We start from the raw sequence: 26122 nt of genomic DNA on the forward strand, positions 1-26122 counted from the left end.
CCTAAGCATGCGGATATGGATGTTTTGTAAATTTAAAGGCCATCCATCTACAAAAAAACTATCCAGCGTTACTTATCTATGTTGAAACGAATTATTATTTCCTTGATTTTTGGTATCAGTGCTCTAAGCTGTAATAGTCAGAACTTTACCCGGCAGGATACGCTCCGCGGCTCCATCACCCCGGAACGCGCCTGGTGGGACCTGAACTTTTACCACCTCAGCATTAAAGTAGATCCGGCCCAAAAATTTATTTCTGGCAGCAACCTCATCCGCTACAAAGTGCTGCAACCGGCCCAGGTGATGCAAATAGATCTGCAGCCGCCGCTGAAAATTGAAAAAGTAACGCAAAAGGGTAAGGAATTGCAGGTAAAAACTGAAGGCAATGCGCATTTCATTACCCTGCAGGAAAAACAGATTCCCAGCAGCTTTAACCAGGTGGAAATATTTTACAGCGGGAACCCGAAGATCAGCAAAAACCCGCCCTGGAGTGGCGGCTTTACCTGGCAACAGGATAAGCACGGTAATCCGTTCGTAGCTACCAGTTGCCAGGGCGAAGGCGCCAGTTTGTGGTGGCCCTGCAAAGACCACATGTACGACGAACCCGACTCCATGCGCATTAGCGTAACGGCTCCCGAAAAATTAATAGCAGTTGCTAACGGCCGCCTCCGGAAAACTGATACGAATAAAGACGGCAACAAAACCTTTCACTGGGCCGTGGTCAACCCCATCAACAATTACGGCGTGAACGTGAACCTGGGCGACTACGTGCATTTCGGCGAAAAATTCCAGGGCGAAAAAGGCCCCCTGGATTGCGATTACTATGTATTGCGCGATAATCTAACCAAGGCCAAAGAACAGTTCAAGCAGGTGCCCTTAATGCTGAAAGCTTTTGAGTACTGGTTCGGCCCCTACCCTTTTTATGAAGACAGTTACAAGCTTGTGGAAGTACCGTATTTAGGCATGGAACACCAGAGTTCGGTAACCTACGGCAACGGCTACAAAAACGGCTACTTAGGCAAAGACCCCAGCGGCACCGGCTGGGGTTTGAAGTTCGATTTTATCATCATCCACGAAAGCGGGCACGAATGGTTTGCCAACAACATTACCTACAAAGACATTGCCGATATGTGGATCCACGAAAGCTTCACCAACTACTCCGAAGCTTTATATCTTGATTACCACTTCGGCACCAAAGCAGGAAATGAGTACGTGATCGGCCTTCGTAAAAACATTGCCAACGACCGGCCCATTATCGGCAAATACAACGTGAACTACGAAGGCTCCGGCGACATGTATTACAAAGGTGCCAACATGCTTCACACCATCCGCCAACTGGTAAACAACGATCAGAAATTCCGGGAGATCCTCCGCGGCCTGAACAAAGATTTCTACCACCAGACCGTTACCACCGGACAAATTGAAGATTACCTGAGCCAAAAGTCAGGACTGAACTTAAAGCCGGTTTTCAATCAGTACCTCCGCGATATTCTCATTCCGAAACTGGAATACAGAACAGAGAAAAACAAACTAAGCTACCGTTGGGTTAATTGCGTGGAAGGTTTCAACATGCCGGTAAAATGCTATGTAAACGGCCAGGAAAAGTGGCTTACCCCAACTACCGAATGGCAGGAACTGAAAAGCTTACCCAAAAAGATCACGTTCAAAACCGACGAAAATTTCTATATTAACACCGCTGCAATTTCAAGTAAATAAAGATCTCTACCAGCAGAAAAAAAAAGCTCCCCTCCTTTTCAAGGAGGGGCCGGGGGTGGTTGTTACTTTTCCAGAATAATCACTACCGTTCTAACAAAAAAACCAATTCATTTCCATGCTTCAACTATGAAACTCCGGATCTACCAGGTCGATGCCTTTACGGATAAACTCTTTTGCGGCAACCCCGCCGCCATCTGCCCATTAGAAAACTGGCTGCCCGACGGCATGCTGCAAAACATTGCCCAGGAAAATAACCTGGCCGAAACAGGCTTTTACGTGAAGAACGGCGACCATTACCAACTCCGCTGGTTTACCCCAACAGTAGAAGTTGACCTGTGCGGCCATGCCACCTTAGCCGCTGCCTATGTATTGTTTAATCACGAAAATCACCCTGGCGACGAAATAAACTTCCATTCCCACCGGAGCGGCCCGCTAAAAGTTACCCGAACCAACGGCCAGCTCACGCTTAACTTCCCGACCGATGTTTTCCAGGTAGTTCCGCTTACTGCAGCGCTGCTCAAATGCTTCGATCCGGAACCCATAAAAGCGTACCGCGGTAAAGCCGACTACCTCCTTCTTTTTAATTCCGAAGCTGATATAAAAGAACTGCAGCCCAACCTGAACCAGATCGCAAAACTCGACAGCCGCGGCGTAATTGCCACTGCCAAAGGCGAAAACGTCGATTTTGTGAGCCGCTGGTTCGGTCCCAGAGTTGGCGTAAACGAAGACCCGGTAACCGGTTCCGCCCACACCACCCTCACGCCCTTCTGGGCAAAGGAACTAGGCAAAGACGAACTCACCGCCATACAACTATCCTCCCGCAAAGGCCACCTTTTTTGTAAACTCCTCGGCAACCGCGTCGAGATCAGCGGCAAAGCCCGCACTTACTTAACCGGCGAAATTGAAACAGCTTAGAAAAAGTCCCGCTTCCTTTATCTTTGTATTCTCAACTACCCAAAACCATGACTTCAGTTTGCTTGACGGGATTTGTAATCCCGTCTTAACGGAGCAGTGGGATTTGCAATCCCACTTTCTGAAAATCAACTTGGGAAGGCAGTATTTGTTTGCTTTTGAAAAGAGCTTCTAAAACGCTACGAAAAAGGTTAAAAAAGTCCTTTCTCCTTTATCTTTGCACCTTCATCTACCATAAACCATGACTTCCGCCGAAGAACTTTTCCACCAATTAGCAACCCAAATACCCGATACTGCCGAAGGCAAAATGTTCGGCGCCCTTTGCATGAAAGCCCCGAACGGCAAAGCCGGCGTACTCTTCAAGAAAGACAACATCGCCTTCAAACTCGAAGAAACCGAATTACAGGAAACCCTGAGTTTAGACGGCGCCCAGATCTTCTCCCCTGCCGACGGCCGCCCCATGAACGGTTGGGTGCAACTACCCTACACCTATGCCGAAAAATGGCCCGAGCTCGCCCAAAAAGCCATGGATTACGTGCGCACCCTGAAAAAATAAATTTCCCATGTTCGGAGAGGGCTGTGTACGGACAGGGCTTGACCTGTCCCCACGCATTCCAGATCACCAAATCAGATTTAATTTATCTGAATGTTTTTTCGTAATAACGTGAAGGACAGGTCAAGCCCTGTCCGTACAAAAATCTCCGTACCTTTACAGCCCATATTTTGCTGATCCAACAATTAGCACATTAAACAATTAACACATTAAAAAATGCTCGTTACCACCGAAGTTCAGCTCGAATCTATCATTCTCCACAAAGTAGGCAATAAAAGCCGCGACGAAGGCGTAAAGCTTTCCCGAAACGAACTGAAATTGGACGGCGCGGTGAAAGAACTGCTGCTCAAATATTTCCTGAGCCCGTTTAAACAGGACGAGTATTTTAACCTGCACCACGAATCCGACATCAACCTGAACGAGGTGTATGCTTTTTGTGCCGCCATTTTCGATAACCCGGAAACCTTTCAGGAGCAATCGGAAAACCTGGCGCGCCACCTCTACGAGCAAAGCAACCACGCAAAAATTAAGGAAGGCGAATTCTACGTAACGTTTATGAAAGACCTGGTGGTGCACGGCGAAGCGGTAGATGCTGTGGGCGTTTTCAAATCAGAATCGCGCGAAACTTACCTGAAAGTGTACCCCAACGGCGACAATTTCGACATCGACTCCGAAGACGGCATCAACATCAACAAGCTCGACAAAGGCGCCCTGATTTTCAATACCGACCGCTACAAAGGCTTTATGGTTGCCACGGTAGATACCCTGAACAAAGGCAACGAGGCCCAATACTGGCGCGAAGAATTCCTGAGGCTGAAAAGCCGGGAAGATATTTACTTCCATACCCGCAACATGATGGACCTCTGCAAAACCTTTGTGGAAGAACACATGCCGGAGCAATTCGAAGTTACCCGCGTAGATCAGGTAGATCTGCTAAACAAATCGGTATCGTTTCTGCGCGAAAAAGAGACTTTTAACATCCAGGAATTCCAGAACGAAGTAATTGCCCAGCCCGACCTGATCGAAAGTTTTCAGGAATACAAAGCGCAGTACGCTGCCAACAACGAAATTCCGCTTTACGACGAGTTCGATATTTCCGCCACCGCCGTTAAAAAGCAATCGAAGTTTATGAAAAGCATTATCAAGCTCGACAAGAACTTTCACATTTACGTGCATGGCAACGCCTCCGACATTGTTAAGGGCTACGACGAAGAAAAAGGCATGCATTTCTACCAGCTTTTCTACCGCGAAGAGAGTTAATCAAAAGAATATTCCGATTTCTAAAAATATATTAACACTCAACATAAGAAACGTTTCTGCACTTTTCTTATAAAGCCTTCCGGAACAAATTTTAAGAAAAAGGCCTGCATATAACATGCAGGCCTTTTTTGTTTCCATCCAACGCAAGCCATTTATAACTCCTTCGCGTCCAATGGGCTAAGCCCTACAAACAATTTTTCCCAAACCGGCTTCTTCAAAAAGGTTACACTTTTAAATTATATACTTTTAAATATATTCACATTTATTAATCAACATCACTCTTAACCCATTTCACCTTATGAAAAAACCTCTACGCACCAGCTTTCAGCTGATGGCTGCCATGCTATTTCCGGCATTGGCGTTCGGCCAAACTTCTGACTTCAGCATTCTGCTGAACTCCGGAAAGTTTCTGCCCCAGGAAAATACCAAAACCCTGAACCGGGATTCGGAAACGCTCCGCCACAGTTTATATAATGGAAAACATTATGTGGGTCTGCAATTCAAAACGCTACCCGATCAGGCGCAAAAAGAAAAACTGGCTGCGGCCGGCGTTACCCTCCACGATTATTTACCTAACCTGGCTTACCTGGCTTCGGTGCCCCAACACCTTACTCCGGCTCAGCTTTCCGAATTCGGCGTCAGAAGCGTATTCCGCTTAAGCCAGTCGCAAAAGACTATTCCGGCTATATTAAAAGGCGAATTGCCGGAACATGCCGTTAAAACCAAGGGCTACGCCGACGTAACCCTTACCACCTACGAAACACTTAAACTGGCCGACATCAGCGAGCAGCTGGCCCAGGCAAAAGCCGAAGTACTGGAAGAAACGCCTGAATTCCGGAACGTTACCGTGCGGGTGCCCGTGGCAAGCCTGGCTTCGCTCGTAGAGCTGCCCTTCGTGCAATGGGTAGAACCGGTGGAAGCTCCGGTAGCGCCGGAAAACTCCAAAGGCCGTTCCCTCCACCGGGTAAACGGCCTGCAGGACGGTGCCCGCAATCTGAAAGGCGACGGCATTAAGATCGGCATCTGGGATGGCGATGAAGTAAGCCGGCACCTGGATTTTTCTCCTTCCTCCCGCCTGCTTATCCGGGAAGCTACCGGCACCCAATCAGACCACGGCACGCATTGCGCCGGCACCATCATCGGGCGCGGCCTGATAAACCCGAAAGCCAAAGGCATGGCGCCAAACGCAACCCTGTACTCTTATAATTTCAGCGGTACCGTTACTTCCGAAGTTTCGTCTGCTTTGTATTCCTACGGCCTGAACATCAGCAGCCACTCTTACGGCAGCACCACAGCCACCTGTGGTTTAACCGGTTCGAACGTAACCTACTCCACCACCAGCCGCAACACCGATATCAACCTGAACAACTACAATTATCACCTGCACGTGCATTCGGCCGGTAATTCGCAAACTGCCTGCACCGATGGCTGGACCACCATTACCGGGTCCGGTAAATCGGCCAAGAACAACATAGTAGTTGCCAATATTTCCACCACCGAGGCGCTTTCTTCTTCAAGCAGTTTCGGACCGGTACAGGACGGCCGCGTAAAACCGGAGATCAGCGCCCTAGGCACCAGCGTTTATTCTTCCTACATGCCCTTAAATGCGTATGGCACCTTATCCGGAACGTCCATGGCTACGCCGGGCGTGGCCGGCAGCTTAGCTTTAATTGTGCAGCGATACAAGCAACTCTATGCCAATGCCTTGCCTATTTCCTCGCTGGTGAAAGCCGTGGCCCTGAATACCGCGCATGACTTAGGAAACCCCGGCCCGGATTACAAATTCGGCTACGGCAGAATTAATACCTTAGCGGCCGTAAAAGCCATTGAAGAAACCCGCTTCCTGACCAACTCCATATCTACCGGCGGCATTCAAACCAAAACCATTACGGTACCAACCGGTGCGGTAAAACTGAAAGTAATGCTTACCTGGAACGATCCGGCCGCTGCTTCCAATTCCAGCGTGGCCCTGGTAAATAACCTGAACCTGGAAGTAGTGAACGGCACCACTACCCTGCCATGGATCCTGGACAAAAACAATCCGGCCAATCCGGCCACCCGCGGCGTAGACAACATCAGCAACATCGAACAGGTAACCATCGATAATCCTGCTGCCGGCACCTACACCATCCGGGTAAAAGGAACCTCAGTACCTTCCGGCACCAGCCAGCAATATTCGCTTACCTGGGAAGTAGTGAATCCGTTTATTGAAGTTACCTTCCCGAACGGCGGCGAATCCTTGTCACCGGCAACTTACGAGTACATTACCTGGGACAATGCCGGCGTAACCGGTCCGCAAACCCTTCAATACTCCATAGACGGCGGCACCACCTGGACCAATATTTCCACCACTGTAGCCGCTACCACTACCCGTTACAACTGGTACGTTCCTTCCGCCCTGAACACCGCCAACGCCCTGATCCGCGTAACCGATGGCATTTTATCCGACCAAAGCGATGCCCCGTTCCAGACCCTGCGCGTGCCAACGGGCTTGAAAGCCACTGCCGATACTATTACCGCCGGTGCCGTAAAACTTACCTGGAACGCGACTACCAACGCTACCCACTACGACATCTTAAGTTTAAGCACAACTACCGGCGCCTGGAGCACCTACGCCTCCAACATCGTGGGCACCACTTATACCACCCCGGTACTTACCACCGGCAGCAGCCGCTGGTTTACCCTGATCGCCAAAAACAATACCCTGGGTACCGTTTCCGACCGGGCCGTGGCCATTAACCACGTAGTAGGCAGCTCAGCGCGCATGGCTGCTTCATCTGAAACCGGCGGCCGTCTGGCTACGGCAAAAGAATTAGGCGAGATCGTCCTGTACCCGAACCCAACCCAAGGCAAATTCTCGATCCGTTGTGAAAACCCGACAAACGACAACCTGAAGATCACCATTTTCGATGCCCTCGGCAAACAGGTTCAGCTTCCGGCCACGCACCTGAAAACCACTCAGGATGGCGCGGAAATTGATCTCTCCAACCACGGGAAAGGCATCTTCCTGATCTACCTCCACAATGCGAATGGCCAGAAAATAGCAACTGAGAAAGTGATTGTTGTGTTGTAACCTGAAACCTCTTTATTAGTTCTGGAAGTAGTATTCCCTTTCAAAATAAAAGTAGTGCGGCTTAATAGTTGCACTACTTTTTAATTTTTAGTCCGGAATGTACTTTGATAAGATTTCTTCAAAAGCTGAATTCAACAGGAATCTCACCTAAACGCTATCCTTTCCGTTCAAAAAACCGATACCTATTTAAACCGAAGTGTTCAAAGGAGAAGATCAATGGAAGCGATTATATTTTGCGGCATACAAGCCACCGGTAAAAGCACTTTCTACAAAGAACGCTTTTTCCGCACGCACGTCCGCATTTCCATGGATCTGCTCAACACCCGCAACAAGGAAGCCCGTTTTCTGGACCTCTGCCTGAAACTTCAGCAACGCTTTGTAATCGACAATACCAACCCTACCATTGCCGAACGAAAACGCTACATAGAAGCCGCCAGAAACCGGAAGTTCAAAGTAATAGGCTTCTACTTTAAATCGAAAGTGGAAGATGCCATCCGGCGAAACGCAGTACGGCAGGGAAAGGAATTTGTACCGGAAATCGGTATTCGTGGAACCGTGAAAAAATTGGAAGCACCTACGTTTGCTGAAGGCTTCGATCTGCTTTTTGAAGTAGCGCTTTCAGATGGCGATTTTAAAGTAACCGAAGTAGTTAATCCCTTGAATTAAAGGACTAAGAAGCTAAGTGCCGCTAGGCTAAACTCAATTGTTTTGGCTTCCTGCTATGAATATAAACCCGTCTGCTTCCCTAACCTTCCCAATACTAGTTTTTTAATATTTTTATAGATAAATTTACATTACCGCTACTCACGCCCAATTTTTAACCTCACTGCATGAAGAAAATTCTACGCTATGCCTTAAAACTCTTATTAGCCTTTCTCTTTCCGGGTTTATTACTGGCCCAGGAGAGCCCCGATTACAGCCTAAATCTGAATTCCGGCCGGTTTATTCCCCAAGAAAACAGCCGTAACCTTTCTTCCGATTCAGAAATATTCCGGAAAAGCCTGTTTGGGAACAAATATTACCTTACGCTGCAGTTTTACAAGCTGCCGAATCAGGAAGCCAGAAAGCAACTTACAGCCGCGGGCATCAGGTTAATCGAATACCTCCCTAATTTTGCATACACGGCAACCGTAAAAGAAAGCTTCGACCCTAAAAAGCTTGAAGGCTTTGGAATAAGAAGCGTGGTACAGCTAACCGCACAGCAGAAAACCGTGCCGGCTTTGCTGAAAGGTGAAGTTCCGGCCCACGCCAAACGCACAGCCGGCTACGCCGACGTAACCGTAACCACCTACGACCAACTTTCTGCTGGAGCCATTTCCAAAAACCTGAACAGACTGGGCGCAACCGTGCTGGAAGAAATGCCCATGTTCCGGACCTTTACCATCCGGGTACCGGAAAAGCAAATTAAGCCACTGATAGAACTGCCTTTCGTGCAGTGGGTGGAACCGATAGATGCCCCGAACACCCAGGAAAACCTGCTGGGCCGCTCCCTGCACCGGGTAACCGAACTGAACGACGGGGTACGCAACCTGAAAGGAACCGGCGTTAAGATCGGTATCTGGGACGGCGGCGAAGTAAGCCCGCACATCGATTTCAGCCCAACGGCCAGCCGCCTGACCATGATGGAAACCAGTCAGCCGGAAAGCCATGCCACGCACGTAGCAGGCACTATTGCCGGTCGGGGCATCATTAACCCGAAAGCGCGGGGCATGGCTCCTAATGCACAAGTCTACTCCTATAATTACAATGGTTCGGTAACTACCGAAATGTTTAGTGCCATTCCGGCGGTTGGTTTAAACATCAGCAGCCATTCCTATGGCAGCACCCAAACCTGCGGGGTAACCGGGGCCGGCGTGGCCTACTCCACCACCAGCCGCAACACCGACATCAACCTGAATACCTATCCTACGCACCTGCATGTCCATTCGGCCGGCAATTCCCAAACGGCTTGTAGCGGCGGTTGGTCTACCATTACGGGCAGCGGGAAAACGGCCAAAAACAACATCCTGGTAGCCAACATTACCACCACCGAAACCATAAACAGCAGCAGCAGTTTCGGGCCTGTAGCCGATGGCCGGGTGAAACCGGAAATCAGCGCCCTGGGTACCAACGTATTATCTACCTACACGCCTCTGAATACCTACAGCACCATTTCCGGCACTTCCATGGCAACGCCGGGCGTTTCCGGAACATTGGCGTTATTGGTAGAACGGTACAAGCAACTGCATGCCGGTACCACTCCTATTTCTTCGCTTATAAAAGGAATGGTATGCAATACGGCCCACGATCTCGGCAATACCGGCCCAGACTACAAATTTGGTTTCGGCAGGATCAATGCCCTGGCGGCGGTAAAAACCCTGGAGCAGAACCGCTTCGTTATAAATACCATTACCACCGGCGCCACCAACAACCACAATATCACTATTCCGGCCGGGGTGGTAAAACTGAAAGTAATGCTTACCTGGAACGATCCGGCGGCCACTGCCAACGCCAATCCAGCCTTGGTAAACAATCTCGACCTTTCAGTTATAAACGGCGCAGCCACTACCCTTCCCTGGAAATTAAATCCCGCTAGTCCCGGCTCCGTGGCAACCCGCGGGGTAGACAATGTAAGCAACATCGAGCAGGTAACGTTAGACAATCCGGTAGCCGGAACCTATACCCTACGGGTGAACGGAACGGCCGTACCTAGCGGTGCCAATCAGCAGTATTCGCTTACCTGGGAAATTATGGAGCCTTCAATAGAAGTTACCTATCCGAACGGCAAGGAATCGTTCAGCCCGGGTTCTCAGGAAACCATTACCTGGAACAATGCCGGCGTTACCGGTACGCAAACCCTGCAATATTCCGTAAACAACGGCACCACCTGGACCACGATCTCTTCAACAATTTCAGCTGCTACTACCCGCTATACCTGGACCGTGCCGTCCGGCTTAAATACGGCCACCGCTTTAATTAAAGTATCCAGTGGCAGCTTAACCGATGTCAGCGACAGCAATTTCCGGATCCTGGGCACACCGGGCAGCTTAAGCGCTACTGCCGGGCCTTGCGCCGGTTCCCTGAACTTCTCCTGGCCGTCCGTAACCAATGCCACCCACTACGCCCTGCTAAAACTTGATCCGGCAACCGGCCTCTGGGACACTTTAAACGCAAACATCTCCGGTACCACGTACGCCGCAACCGGTCTGCCGGTAAACAGCAGCCTGTGGTTTACCTTAGTAGCTAAAAACAACGCCACAAAAGCCATAAGCGATAGAGCACTCGCCATAAACCGGACAACTTCCGGAACCGGGAGCACACCTTTAGCCAATATTTCAGGGCCTGCCTCCGTTTGCGGAAATCAGACCACAACGTATTCGGTAGCTTCCATGGCTGGCATTTCTACTTATACTTGGTCGGTACCCGCGGGAGCAACCATTTTAAGCGGGCAGGGCAGCACTACCATTTCCGTAAATTTCACCCCTTCCAGTACCTCCGGATCGGTAACCGTTTTCGGAACGGCAAGTGGTTGCCAGACCTCTACCAGTTCCTTAACTGTAACGGTGGGCAATAACGTAGCTGCCCCGGTAAGCGGCGGCGATCAAACCAGTTGTACTTCTACCAGTTCCGCTTTAACCGCAACTGCCACGGTACCAACCGGCTTTACCGTAGTCTGGTACAATGCTGCCTCGGGCGGAACGGTGATCAGTAATCCGGTACTTAATGCCCCCGGAACAGTAACGTATTATGCCGCCAGCCGGAGCAGCAACGGCGCCTGCGAAAGCCAGGCCCGAACTCCCGTAACCCTTACCTTAAATACAACCACTCCTGCTATGGTTACAGCTTCCGGCCCTGTTACATTCTGCGCCGGCGGCTCGGTTACGCTAACCGCTAATGCCGGCAGCGCTTATTTATGGACCAACGGCGCAACCACCCAATCGATTACGGTAAATGCTTCGGGCTCATATTATGTAACCGTAACCCAGCCAAACGGCTGTTCCAGCACTTCTTCCCCGATGGCCGTGCAGGTAAATCCACTACCGGTGGCAAGCATTTCCGCCAGCGGCGCTACCACTATTTGCCAGGGAGAAACGATAACGCTTACGGCCAGTACCGGCGACACCTACTTATGGAGCACCGGCGCCACTACCCAATCGATTACGGTTACGCAAGGAGGCTCCTATTCAGTAACGGTAAACCAGGCTACCGGCTGTAGCAATACTTCTACTCCGGTGGTGGTTCAGGTAGAAGCAATTCCGTTAGCTGAAATTACGGCAAACGGAGCTACTGCATTCTGTGAAGGCGGCAAGGTTACGTTAACAGCTTCGCCTGGGAACACATACCGCTGGAGCACCGGCGAAACGTCTCAGGCCATTTCCGTAGACCGGACCGGAGCCTACTCGGTAACGGTAACTTCCGCGGCAGGCTGTTCAAAAACGTCAAACCCGGTGTCGGTAAATGTATCGCCAATTCCAACTGTAGCGCTGGTAGCTGAGCAAAACACCAGCCTGTTGCCAGGAGAGCGCACTACCTTAAAGGCAAGCGCCAACGGAACCGGAACCTTTACCTGGCTTAAGAACGGGACAATCGTAGCAAACGCAACGGCCAATACCTTACCTGTTTCAATTGATGAGCTGGGGGAATATTCTGTAAAGTTTACCAGTCAGGAAAGCTGCAGTGCTACCTCCAACAAAATCGCCATTCAGGCAGCCGCCAGCAATGATCTTTTCCTTTACCCGAACCCGAATAAAGGCCAGTTCCAGATCCGCTACTATTCCGAGCCCGGTATTGTCAGCAGCACCGCGGTACTGATCTACGACTCAAAAGGCGCCCGAGTGGCTTCGGCCAATTACACCGTAAAAGTTGCGTACGACCGTCTGAAAGTAGACATGCGAAACGAAGGCAGCGGCATTTACTACGTGGTGCTTCAGCAGGAAAACGGCAAGAAATTAGCTTCCGGCCGGGTGGTAGTACTATAAATTCACCATATTGTTTTTACACGGGCAATGCTTCTTCTGTTTAGGGGAAGCATTGCTTTTTTTTAAGGCGAAGGAACATCATTTCCTACTTTCCCTGGCGCAAGTGTTAAGCGTAAGCGTCACTTGGGCCCAATAGACAGAAGCCAGTCTCCAGACTGGCGTGTTAGAAAAGCCAAAATCACATATTCTGAAAAAGCAACTGAATTAGCCACTTAGATGGGGCACGGAAGTCTGGAGACTTTCTCCTGTTCGTCAGGCCCAAGTGGCGCTTACGCTTAACACTTGCGCCAGAAAACTTAGAAGTCTCCGAATTAAGAAACCAAGAATCACATATTCAAAAAAGCCCTCCCCTGTTTTTAGCTGTTGGGTGGGGTCATAAAACCGCTATAAAATCCTTCCCTCCTGAAAAATAAAACGGTAGGTTTTGGAGTTAAAAAGCTAAAAGGCTACAAAGCACCCTGAATTACCGTATAAGGTTAATGGGACCAGGTTCCTGATATGAAAAAGTTATTCTTCCGGGTTATCTTCGCGGCGGCGCTTTTAAGCTGCCGGCAGCAACCCACCCTTAAACCTTCAAGTACCATGAATACCGAAAATACCGATAAACAAACCACCAGTGCTGAACACGCCGGGAATCCTTATTACTCCCGCACCGATATTGCCAAATTGAACGTACCGGACGAGGAATGGAAGAAAATTCTGCCGGCAGACGTGTACTCGGTTGCCCGTCAGGCGGGTACCGAACGGGCCTTTACCGGTAAATACTGGAACACCGAAGGCCTGGGAAATTACTATTGCGCGGTGTGCGGAAACAAACTTTTCCGGGCCGACCAGAAATTTGCCAGTTCCTGCGGGTGGCCGAGCTTTTTTGAACCATCCCGGAAAGATGCCGTGGCATACCACAAAGACCAAAGCCATGGTATGAGCCGCATAGAGGTAACCTGCGGCCGCTGCGGTTCGCACCTGGGCCACGTTTTCGACGACGGTCCGAAGCCAACCGGTTTGCGCTACTGCATGAATTCCATTGTGCTGGATTTTGAGCCGGACAATGCACTTAATCCGGAAAAACCGTAATTTTGTATCTGAAAATCAGTTGATAATAGAAAAAGGGAGCCTGAACGTTCCCTTTTATTTTGTTAAGAAAAAAATGGCCGGCAAACGCGAAAGGTTATGCATGTTGGCGCCTCCATTTCAAGTATGTTCCGAGTTTTATCTTTTTTATTGCTGCTTGCAGTGGTGTTGCCGGCAGCACCTGTTTTTTCTCAGAATCCTGTATCCGGCGCTTTTCGTGAGGTGGTGCTCCACCTCGATACCGCTTCCTACAGCTTAAGCAAAAATGCCGTTTTGTTCAACGGTGAAACCCAGCTGGCTTTTCCGTATCAGTCCGAAACCCAGGTAGCCGAAGTAAACCTTTACCCCAGTTTTTCAGCCCGAAACCATACCGTTACCCTGGCCCGTTCCGCCGATTTCGAGCAGATGGATTCGGTGGTGAACATCAACGATCAGTATTACCGGGTTAAAGTAAAATTCCGCAACCTGACCGGTTCCCAGTTCCTGAACTTCACGTTTGCGGTAAAGGATTCGGCCTCGGCGCCGCGCCTGGAAGTGGTGAAACTTTTCCCCTATACCCGTACTTCCGTAAAGCTATTTCAGGAAGACAACGAGCTTTTTGTGGGCGAAGAAAAAATCCTGGAACTCACTACCGACAATATCCGGAACGTAAAGCGCCCCCTCGATTGGGTAAAAGGCGAAGGCATAGATTACCGCTTATCGGAACAGAACGGTATTTTACGGCTGCACGTAATGCCGACCCAACTGGGTACCCGCACCCTGAAAGTACGCCTGCAAAGCAACAAACCTTCGCTCGACAAAAACGGAAAGCCAACCTACGATCTTCCCACCCTCGAAAAAACCTTTATGGTAAAAGGCAGCCGGCTCCGTTTTCTGGCGCTGGATAAAAAAGAATTTATTTACGACGAAACCTCCCGCACCAAAGGCATAGAAGTACTGGTAGAAAACAACTGGAACCTTACTTTGCAGAAAACTTACCGGATAGAAGACCAGGAAGCGCCCGGCGGCGTGCTGATCGGCGAGCTGTTTACCCGCAATTCGGTGGCCAACAATAAAGTGTTGTGCTGGCTCCGGGTGTTTAATTACCACCGAATTTCCGAAGGGTATCTGTACCTGAAAGACGGCGACCAGGCCCGCTTCATTACCAATTTTGCCATTCTGCCGAAAAGCGCCGTGAAAGCGGTTTCCATTATGCACGAAGGTGGCGACTGGACTTCGAATTTAACCGTAAATCCGGGCGAGGTTATTAACTTAAAAATTGAGGGCGAAGGTCTGAGCAAAGCCCGTTTCCGCTTCGACGACCTGACAGATATTACCACCGATTCTACCCTCCGCACCGACGAAGCGGTGGTTTATAAATTGCGGGTGCCGGTAAATATCAGCCGGCGGAAGATCGGGATCTACAACCGCGCGGCCAGCACGGGCCACTTCCTGACCGTGAAAGAATACCAGCGCCCCCGCAACTTCGATTTTGTGTACATTAATTATGGCGCCAAACCGCAGAAAGTATCGGGCATTGTAGATGGGCCTATTTTGTATGACCACGTGGTGAAAGACATCGTGTTCACGTTCCAGCCGAACGTTATCGAAAACGAGAAAAAACTCTACGGCAAGCAGTACCTCGACATTGACGTACGGGTAACCAACAGCCGCAACGAACTCATCGACCAGCGCACCATCGAGAACATTGTGATCTGCCCCGGCGATAATTCCCCGCGCGCTGCCTTTGTGAACGACCGCGAATGCACCTACGGCGAGATCAGCCTGAACAACTTCCTGGGCCGCAAAACCTACGACCTGAGCGAATGGAACCGCATTGAGATCACCATCCGGCACGACAAAGACAAATACGGTTCCGAAGGCCAGAGCAAAAAAATAGACATTCTGCTACGCCGCCGCGTGAAGTTCGATACAGAAGTTTCGTTCCCGGCCGGTTTGCTCGTAAAGCACCAGAACTCGGACGGCTACGGCAACTTAGGGGGTATCAGCATGGCCATGATCGCGCAATTCAGCTTTTACCACCCTGAAAAAATTAACCGTTTCCGGCCTTACAAGATCGGCGCCGGCTTCCTGGCGCTCAATGCCTTCAACTTCAGCAACAGCGCCAACGTGCAGCGGGACCTGGGCGCCGTAATCATCGGTTCCCTCTACCCTACCACCCGCGAAACAAAACTCAGTTTTCCGCTTTACCTGGGCGGTGGCTATTTTATTTCCAAGAAAACCGATCCGTGGTTCTATTTCCTCGGGCCGGGCATTCAGGTCAGGTTTTAAGCATTTACAGGCGAAGAACAAAGCAGCAAGAATAAGCTGAATTATTGCGTCATTCTGAGCTTGTCGAAGAAACTTATGAAAATTACAATGACAAAGCGAGCGTAGCAAGATTTGGCTTATTTTTTAATTCTAAATATGCAGCTCCATAAGTTCCCTCGGCTTACGCTCGGGATGACGCAATAATGTAGTCAAGCTTAGCGTAAAGGCTAAAGGCAAAGACGTAGAATAACTAACCAGCCCGCCGGCAAAAAAACTAAATTCCACTCGCTGGCTGCTGTTCCTTTTATCGCGTAGAAAGCTAAAAAACGCTATCGAAAATGCCGCAAAACCCGGAAAAGAACAAGCAAAACGCCCTGGCTTTCTATGACCTGATGTTCAACCAATGCAAACCGGCGGAAGCAGTAGAAAAATACGTGGGCGCCGAATATATACAGCATAACCCGCATGTAGGCGACGGCAAAGCCGCTTTTATTCAATATTTCGAACGCATGGCCAGGAAATATCCCGGCAAGAAAGTGGAATTTAAACGGGCCATTGCCGAAAACGAGCTGGTGGTACTGCATTGTTTCCAGACCTGGCCCGGCGATAAAGATTATGCCGGCATGGATATTTTCCGCTTCGATGAAAACGGTAAAATTGTGGAGCATTGGGATGTGCTGCAGGTAATCCCCGAAACGTCGGAGAACGGCAACTCGATGTTTTAAATGAGAATTTACGCCAACAGAAAATTGGTAACGGCTTCCGCTATTTGCCGGGCTCCGGGGCCGTAGAGCATGATCTGGTGGTTTCCGGCTACTGCTTCGTAGCGGCAATCGGGCATCTGACGGGCTGTTTCAAGGGCATTTTCGGGAGGTAAGAGCGGGGCATTGAGGGTGTAAGGTTCGGTAGCGTTCAGCAAAAGAGCTGGTTTAGTTTGTTTGCTGAGGTAAACGGGCCAGGGCTCTTTCAGTACGTTTAGCACGGCCAGTCGGATATGCCGGGGATTGCTCCGGGGCTTTACTTTTCCGCCGGAAAGTTCCTGCACATCGGCCTGGTAATAGCTCCGCATGGTTTCTTCCCAGAACGTATTGTATGGCGCTTGTTTTACGCTTTCCAGGTAAGCCTGAAAGGAAGGGAAGGTTTTGCCTAACCTGCTCATGGCCGGCTGCAGCATTTCCCGCGTGTTGGGATGCATCCGCGCGGCCGCATCTATGAGCACCAGCCGCTTGATCCTTTCCGGGAAAAAACGGCCCAGGTAAATACTGAGCAAACCGCCGAAAGAATGTCCGCCCATAAATACGCTTTTCAGCTGCAGGTGGTCCAGCAGGCCAATAATATCTTTGGCGTGTTTGTGCATGGAATACCCCCAGATCGGCTTATCGCTTAAGCCCCGGCCCCGTAGATCGACGGTAATTACCCGGAACTGCGCTGCTAAACCGGCTGCCAGCAACCCTTCGAACGCGCGGGCATTGGCCGTTAAACCGTGCAGCAGAACCAGCTCCGGCCCGTTTCCGCCATAGTCGAGGTAATGCAGCCGGATGCCGTTCGTTTTTACAAAATTGGAAACTGGTTCTTGCATGAAGGCAGTTTTAGGAATTATTGCGCCGACCAGCCGCCGTCTACCGGCAGGGCCGCGCCGGTTAAGGTGGTGGCATTTTCGGAGGCCAGAAACAAGGCTAATTCGGCAATCGTGGAAACCGGCACAAAATCCTTTACCGCCTGCTTGGCCAGAATTACTTTTTTCACGACTTCATTTTCCGGCAGGTTATGCGCTTTGGCCTGATCGGCGATCTGTTTTTCTACCAGGGGCGTTTTTACGTAACCCGGACAGATGGCGTTGGCCGTAATATTATAGGGCGCTCCTTCCAGGGCGGCAGTTTTGGTAAAGCCCACAATACCGTGTTTGGCGGCCACGTAAGCGCTTTTAAATTCCGAAGCAAACAAGCCATGCGCCGAAGCAATGTTTATGATGCGGCCGAACTTCTGCGCCTTCATGTTCGGCCAGACGGCTTTGGTCAGGTGAAAGGCGGCTGTCAGGTTTATGCCGATAATGGCATTCCATTTTTCCTCCGGAAAATCTTCGATCGCGGCCACATGCTGAATACCGGCGTTATTGATCAGCACATCGATACTCCCGAACTTTTCGGTTCCCTGGGCTACCATTTCGCGAAGCGCTTCGGGTTGCAACATATTGGCCCCGGAAAAGAGAAAATCTACCTGGTGCTGCCCGGCAACTTTTCGGGCTATTTCACTACCATTTTCTTCCAGGCCGTTGAAGATAATATTATAGCCTTTGGCGGCAAACGCTTCGGCAATGCCCAGGCCAATGCCGCTGGTGCTGCCGGTAATCAATGCTATTTTATGCTTCATTCGTTTTCCTGAACTTTCCGCTTAAAATTAAGTTAACCTTTTAATTCCCAAAACCCTCCGCTAAGCTAACAAAGTTAACCCGAACGGCAATTTACTTTTTTTGAGGATAAAAACAGAACAGGTTAATTGATGTTTGGAATAAGGTTCTGGTTTGGTTTATTACCGACAACTTAATTTTTCCGGTAAAGCAACTTTTTTTCAGATTTCTACTCAAAGCATTCTTATAAATACCTAAACCAGTTTTTGAAATTGTTCTTGGCAAATAGATCTCTTTGTAGCGCAGGGTTTAAACCCTGCGCTACAAAGAGATAACTTCTACTTTTTTATATAGCCGGCCAAGACTTTGTTCAAGGGTAGCCTTCCGGGTAATAGCATCGGAAAAAATTCAGCCGCAAAGTTTCCTGCCAAATTCCCTAACTTTGCTCCTTCACCCATCATTTACCACTTTGATCGAACTTTTTACCGACGGCTCTTCGCGCGGCAACCCCGGACCGGGCGGCTACGGCGTAATTCTGCGCTACAAACACCATGTGAAGGAAATTTCACAGGGTTTCCGCAAAACCACCAACAACCGCATGGAATTGCTGGCCGTAATTGTGGGCCTGGAAGCTATTAAACAGAACGATATTCCGGTAACGGTTTTTTCCGATTCGAAATACGTGGTAGATGCGATTGAGAAAAAATGGGTGTACGGCTGGCAGAAAAAAGGCTTTTCCGGCAAAGCCAACCCCGATCTCTGGATCAGGTTCCTAAAGGTATATAATCCCAAAATGGTAAAATTTGTCTGGATCAAAGGCCACGCTGGTCACCCGGAAAACGAGCGGTGCGATGTTTTGGCGGTACAAAGCGCCGAAGGCCCGGACAAACTGATCGACCACGGGTACGAAGCTTCGCTGGCAAAGTAAAGAGAATAATAGGACCGGGCGGAACAGGATTGAAGCGGATCTTACTATTACTGGTTAACAAACGGAGGGAATATTTTCCTTTTGAAATTTTTCGGTTAATTTAGTGGTACTGAGGATTTAAAGCTTTGAGAATTACCGATCGCCATTTTTTCTTCCACAACCTGGCAGCCATTCTTTATAATGCTGCCGCCGGTCTGCTGATTTACAACCACAAGCAAGACGTTTATTTGTACACTTCCATGGTGGCTTTGGTGGCAGGTTCACATTTAATTTTTCTGATCTTTACGGCCCTGCTCCGGATCATGAAAATCAAATCCATTGGCAATATGGGGTATACCATTCTGGCGGTACTGATGATAAATGTAATTTTCTGGCTGCTTTTGCTGTCTATTTTCTAACGTTTTCAATTTTCACTTTCCCGGTTGTGGCTAATTCTTATTTTCAGTTCAAGCAGTTCCGCATAAACCAGGAGAAAACCGCCATGAAGGTGTGTACCGATTCCTGCGTGCTGGGCGCCTGGTCCGAAGTGGAAAACGCAAAGCGTATCCTGGACATCGGTACCGGTACGGGCTTACTGGCTTTAATGGCCGCGTAACGCTCCGAAGCCGAAATTACGGCGGTAGAAATTAATGCCGCGGCAGCGCTACAGGCAGCAGAAAACTTTGCGGCAAGCCCCTGGAAGAACCGTATCGATTTAGCGCAAAAAAGCCTGCAGGAGTTCGGAAAAAAACAGCCGGAACCCTTCGATGTAATTATCTGCAACCCGCCCTTTTTTCAGGCTTCCCTGAAATCCCCGGTCCAGGCCAGAACCATTGCCAAACACACCCAGGAACTTCCTTTCGAAGAGCTGCTGGCTTTTGTAAAGGCCTTTTTAACCCCGGAAGGTACCTACTATTTATTACTCCCTCCTGCCGAAGCTGAAATTTTCCGGAAGCTGGCAGTAGCAAGCGCCCTTTTTCCGGTTTCCCTTTTACAGCTCTATACCCAGCCCAATGGAAAGCACCTGCGCACCATTTACGCGTATGCCTTTCAGGAAAAACCGCTTAAGTCTGAAAACCTGATCATCCGCAATACCGACCAGACTTATACAACTCAGTTTGCCACGCTGTTGCGGGAATATTACCTGATTTTTTAAGTAGTCGCTATCCTAAATGATTGTCATGTTAAGCGATAGCAAAACAACTCGTAGGCTATTGGTAAAAATGTTAAATCTGGCTTTAGTACTGAGAACCGACGAGGTCCTTCGCTATCGCTCAGGATGACAACCATTTAGGACAGCTTCTAATAAAAAAGTCGCCGCTGAAAATTTCAGCGGCGACTTTTTCAGCATTTCTGCCTATCATTTTTAATGCACTTCTACTTCCAGCGAGGTAACTTCTTCCACGAAATGAATACCGTATTCCACCAGTTCGTGCATAATTGGTCCGTACACTTCGGCATTGGTTGGAATCACTACGCCTTTGTGATTGATGACGCCCTGCAGGATCAGTTTGGCGGCAATACCAACCGGCAAGCCAACGGTTTTGGCCATGGCTGTGTGTACTTCATCTTCCCCTAAAACCACCATGCTGGAGGTTAAGCGTTTTTTGCGGCCCTGGAATTCATACTCGAAAATGTGTTGCATCACGATCATGTCTTTGTCGCCGGGGCTCAGGTTCCATTTGTTTACCAGTAGCTTTTCAATTACCTGCGCCGGGCTGGCATCTTCCAAACCAATAGCCTCTTCCCCGAACAAGCCGAGCCAGGAAAGTTTGTACATGATATCGCTGTCCGGCGAAAGGCCTAAATAAGCGGCTACCCTTTCGGCCAGCGAGGCGCCTTCTACGGAAGCCGGAACATAAGCTTCGGTAAACTGGGCGTAGGTCATGGTCCGGGAACTTTCCAGCTTGTAGGTATCGTCCGTTAAGCCCAGTTGCACCAGCGCGTTCCAGGCTTCGCAATAACCTTTGCGGCGGAAGGTGCCCCGGAGAATGGTATCGATCTTTTCCAGGCCGTACGGCTCGCGGTAGCTGATGGAATCGCGGTTAGCGTAGCCCTCAAATTCGCCGTACTCGAGCACATTAAAGGTTTCGGTGCTGGCAAATAAGCGGTGGTAAGGAATGTATTTATACGCGCCGTTTTCCAGGTATTTGGCTGTGCCCTGTCCGGCTACCACTACGTTGCGCGGGTTCCAGGTAATTTTGTAATTCCAGGGGTTATTATCCGATTCCGGGGCAATTAAGCCGCCGGTGTACGATTTGAACGAAGTAATAAAGCCGCCCTTTTCTTTAATGTGATGAATTACGTGCATGGCCGACATGTGGTCGATGCCGGGATCGAGGCCGCATTCCATCAGAAACGTCAGGCCTTTGGCTTCAGCTTCGGCGTGCAGGGCTTTAATTTCCGGCGACACATACGAAGCCGTGATCATATTTTTTCCCTGCTTCAGGCACTCATTGGCTACATGAATATGGAACATGGCCGGCAACAGAGAAATTACCAGATCGGCTTTGGCTACTTCCGAAAACCGCTGCTGCTCATCGAAAATATCGAACGCAATGGCCTTGGCAAACGGATGCGGTTTTAAAGAGGCTACTAAATGATCTACAGAAATATCGCCAATGGTCAGGGTCCAGTTTTGTTCGGCTGCGTTGCGCAACAAATAAGAAATAAGCACTGAAGCCGAACGGCCGGCGCCTAAAAGCAGGATATGTTTCATCTTGAGGTCGGTTATTTGCCGAAAATTAGCATTTTCCGGCGCCTTGCCCAAACTAAAACTTGTAATCTCGAAATAAACTGTTACTTTTAACGCCCTTTTTACTACTATTTTAAGAAACGGCCATGGCCAGACCATTAAATATAAATATTTCAATTGAAGTTTTAACTTCCGAAAACGAGCTAACCGCGCCGGAAAAACGTGCCTGGGACAAAGCCAAGGAGGCTACCAATAATGCCTACGCGCCTTATTCGAATTTCCTGGTAGGCGCTGCTCTTTTACTCGAAGACGGTACCATTCACATCGGCAACAACCAGGAAAATGCTGCTTATCCTTCCGGCTTATGCGCCGAGCGCACGGCACTGTTCGGCAAAAGCGCCGTTCTGCCCGATATGCCCATCGAACTGATTGCCGTAGCAGCCCGCAAAGCCGGCACCGAAGCTTTCCTATGCGGTTCACCCTGCGGCGGCTGCCGTCAGGTAATGACCGAGTACGAAAACCGCCAGGGCAAACCTATTAAGATCCTTCTTCAAGGGAAAGGCACTGAAATATACCGCCTGGCTTCCGTTTCGGACTTACTGCCGATGCAGTTTTCGAAAATGGATCTGCTGGGTTAGAGGGTTGGTATTTGGAAATTAGTATCTGGTATCTGGTACAGGGCAAAAGTGAAGTTCTTAGCATTTGAAGAAATTGTCTTTGGCCTCCCAACCCGGCCTTTGTTTGTGTTTCTCACCATTGCGTTCTGACTAAGAGAATTGGGTCATCCCGAACGAATTTGAGGGAACCATCGCATACCGAATCTGAACGAAAGGCATTTATTACAGCTACGCTGGGTCCTTTCGACTCCCATCTCAGGAATGCTCAAATGCCATAGTAGTAACCAATAGTTTCTTCGACAGGCTCAGAATGACGCAAACTTTACTTAAGTTGTGACATTGGGTGAGTTACTGGTTATTTCTGCAAATTTACTGCAAATTCACCGTTTCAAACCAGCAATCGTCAGGGCATGAAAGCTTTCAATTTTTCCGTTACCCGCACCGCCAACGTATACCAGCTTGGTGAATTCTCTGCAGAAACCGAAACGCTTTGGGTGGTATGCCACGGCTACGGCCAGCGGGCCGATTATTTTCTCCGTCATTTCCAGGGTCTGGATACCGGCAAGAATGTAATTGTTGCGCCAGAAGGACTGTCGCGGTTTTACCGGGAAGGTTACTCCGGACACGTAGGCGCCAGTTGGATGACCAAATACAACCGTGAAGCCGAAATTCACGATTACGTAAATTACCTCAATCAGCTTTTCGAAAGTTTAAAACCGGAATTTCCTGCTGATCTGAAAGTGAATATATTGGGTTTTTCACAAGGTGGCGCCACCGTTTGCCGCTGGCTGACCGCCGGAAAAATTCCTTGCACCCGCCTGATCTTATGGGCAGCCGCTTTTCCGGAAGATATGAATTTCGATTTTTCGCTGGAAATGCTGAAGCAAACTAATATTGTGATGGTATACGGTACGGAAGACGAACTGATCTCGAAAGAAATGCCGGAAAAGCAGTACGAGCTGCTGCGATCCTACGGCATAACGCCCCAACTGGTAAGCTTCACCGGCGGCCACAAACTGGATGCAGAAATCCTGCGGCAACTGGACCTGGGAATAATTTAGTGATTAGTGATTAGTGATTAGTGATTAGTGATTAGTGATTAGTGATTAGTGGGTACTCGTTTTGGCAGCAAGGTTTCATTAAAAAGGGCCTTTTTCGAAAATAATTCCTCAAATTCCCCTTCCCAGTTTACCCATTTCTAAATTTGCTCATTCCCACATTAGCACATTTTTTAATTGCCTCATTAGCACATTAAAAAATTAGCACATTACCTCTCCCACATCCCGGTCATTACCACTTCCAGCAAATGGTTGTCAGGGTCGCGGAAGTAGAAGGATTTGGTGTTGTTGGGCCATTCGTGTTCGTGCTCAATTTCAATCCCTAAGGCCTTAATAATTACTTTTTCATCTTCGTAGCGGTCTCGGGCCACTTCAAAAGCTACGTGCAGGTTTCCGGAACCGAAATGCCCGGGTAGGTGATTCCCCTTTTTAGAAGCTTCCGGAATAAAACAAAGCAATACCGATGTGCCGACCCGGAAAAATACGTGGCGGTTCTCGACTTCCCCAATAATTTCCAGCCCCAGTTTGCCCGCATAAAATTGCCGCGTAGCATCCAGGTCTTTCACGTACAGGCAGGTTTCTTTTATCTGCAGAAATTCCACGAACTAATGATTAATGGTTAATGAATAATGATTAATAAACTGAAATTTTTGGAAAGGGTTCTGAAAGGCCAGTGTTTAGCTCGGAATAAATCTTCTGACGATCCAAAGTTTCCGAAAAAATGTAATTTCAGAAGGATTATTAATCATTAACCATTATTCATTAACCATTATTCATAGCTTCCTCTACCCTGCTTTTCAGCTCTTTGTAGGTACTGTTTTGGGGGAATTTGCGGATGAGGTTGTTTAGTTCGCTGAGGCCTTGCTGGAAGTTTCCGGTTTGCAGCAGCAGGTTGATGCGGTTTTCGTAGGCGCGGATGTAGTTGGGGTCGGAAAGAATGGCTTTGTTGGTTAAGGCCATGGCCTGTTGGTAATCGCCGTTCTGCATGTACAGGAAACCGAGGTTCAGCAAAGCGCGTTTGTACAGGGGTTGCATCTGCAAGACCTGCTGGTAGTTTTCTTCGGCCAGTTGTTTTTGCTCAAAATTGTCGTAAAGCTCGGCCAGCTGCATCCGGAAATCTAAGTTGGCTGGCGCCAGTTGCGTACTTTTTTGGGCAAAGCTTATAGCCTTTTGCGGCTCGTTCTTAAATAGCTGGGAAAGGTAAAATGCTGTGTACGGGTTGGAGATCTGGTCCGGGGTAAGATTATGCCATTCCGGTTGCGGAGTTGTTTGTTGCAGGTAAGCCAGTTTTATCTGGTCGTCCAGATCAAGGTTCTTCTGGAACTGCACGATCCGCGCCAGGTATTCCGGGTTTTGTTCCTGCTGCTCGAAATAAAGCATATTGGCCAGGATATGGCTCCGGTCCGAATCAGTCAGGTTTTCGTTGGAAGTGAAGCTCTTAAACGAAACCAGCTTGTTTTTGGAAACGGTTATCGGTTGGGTTTCGGGCTTCTTCCGGATAAAATGATCGGTGCTCGATACGTGCGGGATGTCGGTGGTGCCGGATTTAGGCATGTGGCAGGTTACGCAGTTTTTGCCCTCCAGCTTTACGTTCTTGTGCGGATCGATCAGTTTTTTGGGTTCGTGGCAGCCCTGGCATTTCTCATCGTAGAACAGCAACGAATTTCCTTTCAGGGCTTTGTGCGGATCGTGGCAGGTATTGCAGGTGAGCTTTTCGCCCGAACCAATAAAGCAGGGGCTTTGCTGCAAACGCTCGGCGTGCGAAGCAAAACCGAATTCCGGCGTATTCATGCTGGCAACCGGAATAAACACTTCGGCAAAACTGGCCAGGGGCATTCCCGGCCGGAAATCTACCAGGTTCTTATTTGGTTTGGGTACCGTTATCCCTTCCAGGTGGCACTGGCGGCATACATCGAACTGCAGCTGCACCGGTAGGTTTCTGGGGTTCACAATACTGTAGTCGATGCTGTTTTTGATGCTTTCTTTCGAACCGGCCTGCATCAGCTTCACGTGGGCTTCGCCGGGGCCGTGGCATTTTTCGCAACTGATGCCCAACCCTACCGTGGTGAATTTGTTAACCGAGTTTGCTACGAACTGGCTGCCGGAATTGTGGCATTCCATGCATTGCTGCCCGATGGTGCGGTTGAAGCCCGTATTGTGGCCGTTTTCATAACCCGGACTCAGGTCCCAGATCTTTTTGCCCACGTACCAGGTAAGGGGCATTTCATAAAAGTAGCCGTTTATTTCGTAAAGGTAGGTGCGCGTCTGGTTGCCGGAACCAATTACGTAATCCACTTTTTCAGCCCGGTAGTGTACCGTATCGCGCCCCTGCAACCGGAATTCGGCGATGTACATATCCGGGCCACGCCAGAAAGCACGGTAACTAAGATCGGAGAATTTATCGTAAACCGGTTTGGCCTCGAAATTCTCGATAATATTGTCGCGCGAAGGAACATGAAAAGAACGCCCTTTGCCGGTTTCGAGGTAGGACTGGTAAATATCCTGGTGGCAGCTCACACAGCTTTTCATGCCGGTGTAATGCACCTCCGGACTGTGGTTTAAGTAAGGCGATTGCGCGGCAGCCGTTTTTTCTTCGCTTTTGCTATCGTTTTGCGAACAGCCAATAAAAATACAGGCCGAAAAAAACAGGATCACCGTTAGTAAAACCGCCCACTGCCTGGAACTCCACTTCAGCCCAGCCTTCATGT

The 26122-nt window shown here is 49.3% G+C and carries 21 protein-coding genes and 1 pseudogene; 17 read left to right on the forward strand and 5 right to left on the reverse strand.

What is annotated here, in order from left to right:
• The first annotated feature begins 78 nt into the window (after nt 1–78).
• The 11 genes and pseudogenes from F0P94_RS04060 to F0P94_RS04105 all read left to right on the forward strand — a co-directional run bounded on the left by F0P94_RS04060 (nt 79) and on the right by F0P94_RS04105 (nt 16515).
• A complete protein-coding gene (locus F0P94_RS04060; protein ID WP_150902530.1) occupies nt 79–1713 on the forward strand; it encodes a M1 family metallopeptidase in 1635 nt (544 codons plus the stop codon).
• Between the two features lie 126 nt (nt 1714–1839).
• Nucleotides 1840–2628 (forward strand): PhzF family phenazine biosynthesis protein, encoded by a 789-nt coding sequence (locus F0P94_RS04065; protein WP_150902531.1) that lies wholly within the window; start codon nt 1840–1842, stop codon nt 2626–2628.
• Nucleotides 2629–2866: 238 nt separating this feature from the next.
• Nucleotides 2867–3181: a hypothetical protein gene (locus F0P94_RS04070; RefSeq protein ID WP_150902532.1), complete on the forward strand. Its 315-nt coding sequence runs from the start codon at nt 2867–2869 to the stop codon at nt 3179–3181.
• A gap of 213 nt (nt 3182–3394) precedes the next feature.
• The gene (locus F0P94_RS04075; protein WP_150902533.1) at nt 3395–4438 is read left to right on the forward strand and encodes a nucleoid-associated protein; all 1044 of its coding nucleotides are present in this window, start codon (nt 3395–3397) and stop codon (nt 4436–4438) included.
• A gap of 298 nt (nt 4439–4736) precedes the next feature.
• Complete coding sequence (locus F0P94_RS04080; RefSeq protein WP_150902534.1) at nt 4737–7511, forward strand: S8 family serine peptidase; 2775 nt, start codon at nt 4737–4739, stop codon at nt 7509–7511.
• Nucleotides 7512–7727: 216 nt separating this feature from the next.
• Entirely contained in the window at nt 7728–8177 is a 450-nt protein-coding gene (locus F0P94_RS04085) for an AAA family ATPase (protein WP_150902535.1), read from the forward strand.
• 698 nt (nt 8178–8875) lie between these two features.
• Nucleotides 8876–9826, forward strand: a pseudogene (locus tag F0P94_RS20005) (S8 family serine peptidase); the annotation flags it as partial.
• A 606-nt stretch (nt 9827–10432) separates the two neighbouring features.
• Nucleotides 10433–12469, forward strand: coding sequence for an Ig-like domain-containing protein (locus F0P94_RS20010; RefSeq protein ID WP_394349670.1), 2037 nt, complete (start codon nt 10433–10435; stop codon nt 12467–12469).
• Between the two features lie 498 nt (nt 12470–12967).
• A complete protein-coding gene (msrB, locus tag F0P94_RS04095; RefSeq protein ID WP_150902539.1) occupies nt 12968–13543 on the forward strand; it encodes a peptide-methionine (R)-S-oxide reductase MsrB in 576 nt (191 codons plus the stop codon).
• A 123-nt stretch (nt 13544–13666) separates the two neighbouring features.
• Nucleotides 13667–15811, forward strand: a complete 2145-nt coding sequence (locus tag F0P94_RS04100; protein WP_150902541.1) for a hypothetical protein — start codon at nt 13667–13669, stop codon at nt 15809–15811.
• Nucleotides 15812–16128: 317 nt separating this feature from the next.
• Complete coding sequence (locus F0P94_RS04105) at nt 16129–16515, forward strand: nuclear transport factor 2 family protein (RefSeq protein ID WP_150902544.1); 387 nt, start codon at nt 16129–16131, stop codon at nt 16513–16515.
• Between the two features lie 8 nt (nt 16516–16523).
• Here F0P94_RS04105 and F0P94_RS04110 read toward each other — a convergent pair whose 3' ends face one another.
• Nucleotides 16524–17369: an alpha/beta fold hydrolase gene (locus F0P94_RS04110; protein ID WP_150902548.1), complete on the reverse strand. Its 846-nt coding sequence runs from the start codon at nt 17367–17369 to the stop codon at nt 16524–16526.
• A 17-nt stretch (nt 17370–17386) separates the two neighbouring features.
• Complete coding sequence (locus F0P94_RS04115; RefSeq protein ID WP_150902549.1) at nt 17387–18160, reverse strand: 3-hydroxybutyrate dehydrogenase; 774 nt, start codon at nt 18158–18160, stop codon at nt 17387–17389.
• A gap of 446 nt (nt 18161–18606) precedes the next feature.
• Between F0P94_RS04115 and rnhA the strand changes: the two genes are divergently transcribed.
• From rnhA to F0P94_RS04130, 4 genes are all read left to right on the forward strand, one after another.
• On the forward strand, nt 18607–19065 hold the full coding sequence (gene rnhA, locus F0P94_RS04120) for a ribonuclease HI (protein WP_150902550.1): 459 nt from the start codon (nt 18607–18609) through the stop codon (nt 19063–19065).
• A 125-nt stretch (nt 19066–19190) separates the two neighbouring features.
• Nucleotides 19191–19463 carry a hypothetical protein gene (locus F0P94_RS04125; protein WP_150902551.1) on the forward strand — a complete coding sequence of 91 codons (273 nt, stop codon included), beginning with the start codon at nt 19191–19193 and terminating at the stop codon, nt 19461–19463.
• Nucleotides 19464–19489: 26 nt separating this feature from the next.
• A complete protein-coding gene (locus F0P94_RS19830) occupies nt 19490–19660 on the forward strand; it encodes a hypothetical protein (RefSeq protein ID WP_225307114.1) in 171 nt (56 codons plus the stop codon).
• Between the two features lie 15 nt (nt 19661–19675).
• Nucleotides 19676–20200, forward strand: coding sequence for a methyltransferase (locus F0P94_RS04130; RefSeq protein WP_225307132.1), 525 nt, complete (start codon nt 19676–19678; stop codon nt 20198–20200).
• A gap of 210 nt (nt 20201–20410) precedes the next feature.
• Here F0P94_RS04130 and F0P94_RS04135 read toward each other — a convergent pair whose 3' ends face one another.
• Complete coding sequence (locus tag F0P94_RS04135) at nt 20411–21763, reverse strand: saccharopine dehydrogenase C-terminal domain-containing protein (protein WP_150902552.1); 1353 nt, start codon at nt 21761–21763, stop codon at nt 20411–20413.
• A 122-nt stretch (nt 21764–21885) separates the two neighbouring features.
• Here F0P94_RS04135 and F0P94_RS04140 point away from each other — a divergent pair, with 122 nt between their 5' ends.
• Together F0P94_RS04140 and F0P94_RS04145 are read left to right on the forward strand one after the other, a co-directional pair.
• Entirely contained in the window at nt 21886–22377 is a 492-nt protein-coding gene (locus F0P94_RS04140) for a cytidine deaminase (RefSeq protein ID WP_150902553.1), read from the forward strand.
• Between the two features lie 389 nt (nt 22378–22766).
• Nucleotides 22767–23417, forward strand: a complete 651-nt coding sequence (locus tag F0P94_RS04145) for an alpha/beta hydrolase (RefSeq protein WP_150902554.1) — start codon at nt 22767–22769, stop codon at nt 23415–23417.
• Between the two features lie 206 nt (nt 23418–23623).
• Here the strand turns inward: F0P94_RS04145 and F0P94_RS04150 are convergent, their stop codons facing one another.
• Complete coding sequence (locus tag F0P94_RS04150) at nt 23624–24016, reverse strand: VOC family protein (RefSeq protein ID WP_150902555.1); 393 nt, start codon at nt 24014–24016, stop codon at nt 23624–23626.
• A 160-nt stretch (nt 24017–24176) separates the two neighbouring features.
• Nucleotides 24177–26120, reverse strand: a complete 1944-nt coding sequence (locus tag F0P94_RS04155; RefSeq protein ID WP_150902556.1) for a tetratricopeptide repeat protein — start codon at nt 26118–26120, stop codon at nt 24177–24179.
• Nucleotides 26121–26122: the final 2 nt, after the last annotated feature.

The organism is Adhaeribacter soli, from assembly GCF_008727925.1.
GTDB lineage: Bacteria > Bacteroidota > Bacteroidia > Cytophagales > Hymenobacteraceae > Adhaeribacter_A > Adhaeribacter_A soli.

Excerpts from the sequence above, each read along its gene's own strand:
- F0P94_RS04085 (WP_150902535.1), top strand. The coding sequence starts at position 7,728 with ATGGAAGCGATTATATTTTGCGGCATACAAGCCACCGGTAAAAGCACT.
- msrB (WP_150902539.1), top strand. The coding sequence starts at position 12,968 with ATGAAAAAGTTATTCTTCCGGGTTATCTTCGCGGCGGCGCTTTTAAGC.
- F0P94_RS04115 (WP_150902549.1), bottom strand. The coding sequence starts at position 18,160 with ATGAAGCATAAAATAGCATTGATTACCGGCAGCACCAGCGGCATTGGC.
- F0P94_RS04100 (WP_150902541.1), top strand. The coding sequence starts at position 13,667 with ATGTTCCGAGTTTTATCTTTTTTATTGCTGCTTGCAGTGGTGTTGCCG.
- F0P94_RS04110 (WP_150902548.1), bottom strand. The coding sequence starts at position 17,369 with ATGCAAGAACCAGTTTCCAATTTTGTAAAAACGAACGGCATCCGGCTG.
- F0P94_RS04080 (WP_150902534.1), top strand. The coding sequence starts at position 4,737 with ATGAAAAAACCTCTACGCACCAGCTTTCAGCTGATGGCTGCCATGCTA.
- F0P94_RS04075 (WP_150902533.1), top strand. The coding sequence starts at position 3,395 with ATGCTCGTTACCACCGAAGTTCAGCTCGAATCTATCATTCTCCACAAA.
- F0P94_RS04135 (WP_150902552.1), bottom strand. The coding sequence starts at position 21,763 with ATGAAACATATCCTGCTTTTAGGCGCCGGCCGTTCGGCTTCAGTGCTT.
- F0P94_RS04155 (WP_150902556.1), bottom strand. The coding sequence starts at position 26,120 with ATGAAGGCTGGGCTGAAGTGGAGTTCCAGGCAGTGGGCGGTTTTACTA.
- F0P94_RS04060 (WP_150902530.1), top strand. The coding sequence starts at position 79 with ATGTTGAAACGAATTATTATTTCCTTGATTTTTGGTATCAGTGCTCTA.
- F0P94_RS04065 (WP_150902531.1), top strand. The coding sequence starts at position 1,840 with ATGAAACTCCGGATCTACCAGGTCGATGCCTTTACGGATAAACTCTTT.
- F0P94_RS04145 (WP_150902554.1), top strand. The coding sequence starts at position 22,767 with ATGAAAGCTTTCAATTTTTCCGTTACCCGCACCGCCAACGTATACCAG.
- F0P94_RS04070 (WP_150902532.1), top strand. The coding sequence starts at position 2,867 with ATGACTTCCGCCGAAGAACTTTTCCACCAATTAGCAACCCAAATACCC.
- F0P94_RS04140 (WP_150902553.1), top strand. The coding sequence starts at position 21,886 with ATGGCCAGACCATTAAATATAAATATTTCAATTGAAGTTTTAACTTCC.
- F0P94_RS04105 (WP_150902544.1), top strand. The coding sequence starts at position 16,129 with ATGCCGCAAAACCCGGAAAAGAACAAGCAAAACGCCCTGGCTTTCTAT.